The organism is Nostoc flagelliforme FACHB-838 (genome assembly GCF_014698065.1).
Taxonomy (GTDB): Bacteria; Cyanobacteriota; Cyanobacteriia; order Cyanobacteriales; family Nostocaceae; genus Nostoc; species Nostoc flagelliforme_B.
The window spans coordinates 1-3587 of sequence record NZ_JACJSI010000515.1; the positions used below are offsets into that span (position 1 = coordinate 1).

Annotated in this window: 6 protein-coding genes; 5 read left to right on the forward strand and 1 reads right to left on the reverse strand. The window is 40.6% G+C overall.

Features of this window, described 5'->3' with window-relative positions:
• The first annotated feature begins 71 nt into the window (after positions 1–71).
• From H6G97_RS54315 to H6G97_RS47725, 3 genes are all read left to right on the forward strand, one after another.
• The gene (locus H6G97_RS54315; RefSeq protein WP_190947329.1) at positions 72–248 is read left to right on the forward strand and encodes a CopG family transcriptional regulator; all 177 of its coding nucleotides are present in this window, start codon (positions 72–74) and stop codon (positions 246–248) included.
• A gap of 306 nt (positions 249–554) precedes the next feature.
• The gene (locus H6G97_RS47720) at positions 555–809 is read left to right on the forward strand and encodes a hypothetical protein (RefSeq protein WP_190947330.1); all 255 of its coding nucleotides are present in this window, start codon (positions 555–557) and stop codon (positions 807–809) included.
• Between the two features lie 197 nt (positions 810–1006).
• The gene (locus H6G97_RS47725) at positions 1007–1411 is read left to right on the forward strand and encodes a hypothetical protein (RefSeq protein WP_190947331.1); all 405 of its coding nucleotides are present in this window, start codon (positions 1007–1009) and stop codon (positions 1409–1411) included.
• A gap of 14 nt (positions 1412–1425) precedes the next feature.
• Here H6G97_RS47725 and H6G97_RS47730 read toward each other — a convergent pair whose 3' ends face one another.
• Positions 1426–1713 (reverse strand): hypothetical protein, encoded by a 288-nt coding sequence (locus H6G97_RS47730; RefSeq protein ID WP_190947332.1) that lies wholly within the window; start codon positions 1711–1713, stop codon positions 1426–1428.
• A gap of 1000 nt (positions 1714–2713) precedes the next feature.
• Here H6G97_RS47730 and H6G97_RS55740 point away from each other — a divergent pair.
• Complete coding sequence (locus H6G97_RS55740; RefSeq protein ID WP_338422011.1) at positions 2714–3208, forward strand: Crp/Fnr family transcriptional regulator; 495 nt, start codon at positions 2714–2716, stop codon at positions 3206–3208.
• Complete coding sequence (locus H6G97_RS55745) at positions 3192–3485, forward strand: helix-turn-helix domain-containing protein (protein WP_338422012.1); 294 nt, start codon at positions 3192–3194, stop codon at positions 3483–3485. The genes H6G97_RS55740 and H6G97_RS55745 overlap by 17 nt, the downstream gene beginning before the upstream one ends.
• Positions 3486–3587: the final 102 nt, after the last annotated feature.

Consider the following 3587-nt stretch of genomic DNA (forward strand, 5'->3'; position numbering starts at 1 on the left):
GTACGCTGTGGTTAACATCTGGCAAGCAGTTAGTCTAGATAATTTATTGAATTTGATTATTAGGGCAAGTCATGAACAAAAAATGGGCTGTCAAACGAATGACACTAAATCTCGCATCAGTTGAAAGCGAAAAACTTGAACGATATTGCGTAAACACAGGTAGACCTGCAACTGATGTGATTCGGGAGTTGATTCGCTCTCTCTCCATAACCGAGTTGTCAGCGTCTGAACAGACTATAACCATGTAACTCTGACCCCGTTGTACACAACCATTCTTTACCTACTCATTGTTAACTCAAATACCCAAGATTTAACTAGCACGATATACACAACGCATATATGCTAGGTCTTGGTTATGTTGTTAATAATGCAAAATACCCGAAAGCAATGCATATATCCATCACGTTATTGTATTGCTCTCCATCTTTCTTGTTGAGTTCCCAACCGAAATTAGCAGTATTCTATTTACGGCTTGCACTCAATTATATATTTCTCTTCAATGACTCAAGGCTTACTTTTCATTCGTTGCATTTGTAATACTATAAGTAATAACAATGATTCCAGTTGCGTTAATTTTTGATGATTCTGTTTTTAATATTAGACCTGATTTCAATCGTGAATCTGTGACAGTTGTTCCAATGAGCAGAGTACCCAATATTGGGGAATTTGTAGAGATTTATCTAAATCAAAACATCTATTCTCAAGCAGAAAAGTTCACAGTAACTAAAGTTGTTCACTGGGTTCTTTTGGAAGGAAGTTTTAGGGACTCGGAACCAAAAGCTGAAATTACTCTTGCTTTACAAAGCTAATTTGGACAAAATACACATCTTGCAAAAGTAACTTTTGCAAGATACCGGGTCAAGGGTAGGCTGCTGACTCTTGACACCTGCATATTTCATTCTCGACTGGATTCTTATCAAAAAATCCCGTATTTACGGGTATATTCTGATGCTGATATTAGGATAACCCGTAGATGGTAGATTGAGAACGAAATCAATCCAATATTATGCAAAGTTTAACAGACCTAGAAAAAAAATTATTAGAGGTACGCAAGTTACAGTCTCAAGTAGACAAGAAAAAAGCCGAATTGGACAAGCAAATCAGACAGCTACTCCAAAACAAGTCTGAACTTGACAAGCTTATGGAGCAAGCACGTCAAAAAGAGTCCCTTGTGCAATGCCAGATAGTAGAACTCAAAAGCCTAGAGGTACGAACACACCCACCAGAAGTAGAGTATTTTGCTACTGGCGCAAGCAAAAGTTTACAGAACAATTTACTAAACTTGCTTTCTGGTAACGGTTCTGTTGCTATCAGATTACTTAAACACCAACAACAGATTAATCCTGGAAAGTCGGCAAACTGGTATTGGGAGAAAGTCATTTACGATTTGAAACGGGATCGACATTGCTAATTCCTTGCAAAAATTCAACCGAGCCTCTTGGGCCTGTGTAGACACCATCCAGCTGCATTTTGACAACCAATCGTTGTCATTCGCCACTGAAGCGGCATACTATTATCGCCGCAAATAACTCCACACAGGGGCAATTGTGTGCGATGGCGTACCCGCCCACCTTCTTGTGATCGCTCCCAAGAGTGAAGTGCGCTATTCATCCAGCGATCGCTTACATTAGGCGTACTTTTACAGAAATACTCTACCGAGTTATTCACATCAATAGAGTATATATAATTACTATGGTCATCTTTTAGCAGCATTCAGTCTATACCTTCGCAACTATTTATACCTCTGTATAAGTACTGCAAATCTTGCTTGCAGCGATCGGATGAAGCACTGCATAAGGTCAATCAATCGTTAACCCCAGCCTGAAAAAGCGCATTTTTGGGTTCGCAGACTATTAGTGGCGGATTCTACCGTGCCTATTGTGATATTCAAAAATTACTTTAGCTAGATAGTGCTGCTAGCTCATGTTTTTGAGATTTTTAGCCACATCATAAAAATTAGAACAGCCAAAGCTTTTTAGCTGTTCTAGGATTACTATTTTCCCTATAGCGACAGTTTAATAGATGGTTATTATGATGTCCTCAGTTCACAAAAGTATAAAATCAATCAATTCCAATACTGTTGCCAAGCATAGCAATTCAAAACAGTGGTCAGATTTACCCGAAGCTGACAAATGCTTAAAAAATCAAAGCCTCATTTTGCCCCGACTCCTGCCCGAAACTTGATTTTTCGTCATGATTTTGATTACTGAATCATTGTTCTAGTCATATTTTGGGAACAAATTGGACACATTCGCCCTTCAGCATGAATGCACCATTACCCCAAGGAGCGATCGTAGGCTGTGGAGGGCGGTTGTTAATCGGGCAGGGATGAGGCGAGGGCGGCGATAGGGGAAGCTTGAGCTTTTTGCGATCGCAGATATAGTAATTGTCACTTCAGACAAGTTTACAATTTCATCTCCCGGCAATGGTAATCGGCAGTAGCACGGGTGTTCAAAGAATAAAATAAGTCAAAGTGGGAAAAGTGGAATCAGCTATGTACGCAAACGAACGGATCAACAGCGTTAAATCTGCAATAATCAAAGACAGCATTAAGTTTAAACGTATCGTTCATCTACGCTTCAATGCTCCCGTTGTAAATTATAAAATTTACAACTTCTGAATAAAAACAACCTTTTGACATATTGGGACTAGTTACTGGCTGCTCTCAATGCCATTCGTGTTGCTTCCATCAACACAATTCGCTAAGTTCTCAATGTCAGTATCTAAGCAACTTCATCTACCAATAAAAAATCAAATACTTGCTGCCATGACTAGGGCACAGTACCAACGCCTAGCTCCTAACCTAGAGCAAGTCGAACTTGAAGTTAAGCAAGTTCTCTACAAAGCGAATCAACCAATAACGCACGTTTATTTTCCCCATCAGTCAATAGTTTCTTTAGTTTGTACTCACAAAGATGGCTCAACTGTCGAAGCGGGCATAGTCGGAAATGACGGCATAGTAGGTGTTTCCGTAATTTTGGGGAGCAACACTACAAATACAACTGCATTTGTTCAAATTTCAGGCAGTTCTCTAATGATGAAAACAGAGTTGCTAATCGCCGAGTTCAACCGAAGTAGAGAGCTTCAAGGTTTGCTGTTGCGTTATACTCATGGGCTGTTTACCCAAGTGACACAAACACTTGCCTGCAATAGTATCCACACTATAGAACGACGGACGGCTTGCGCGTTGGTTGCTCTTCATCGCTGATCGCGTTCAATTAGAGACATTTGCGCTAACTCAGGAATATATTGCTAAAATGCTCGGCTGCCGCCGCTCTGGTGTCACAGTCGCAGCAGGCACGCTTAGTCGAGCCGGAATGATTAGCTACAAGCGTGGCACTATTAATATTTTGAATCGCTCAGGTTTGGAAGATGCGTCTTGCGAATGTTATTCCATAATTAAAGACGAATACGCTCGATTGCTTAGTGTACCGAGTCAGCTTGTTCTCGACAAAGGGAGCAGGGAGCAGGGAGAGGGAAAATGATTTTCCCTTCTCCCTGCACAAAAATTTTTGACTCAATACCTAGTAGTCTGCCAACCCAAAAATGCGCTTTTTCAGGCTGGGGAAAGAGGAAGGGTTAAGGGG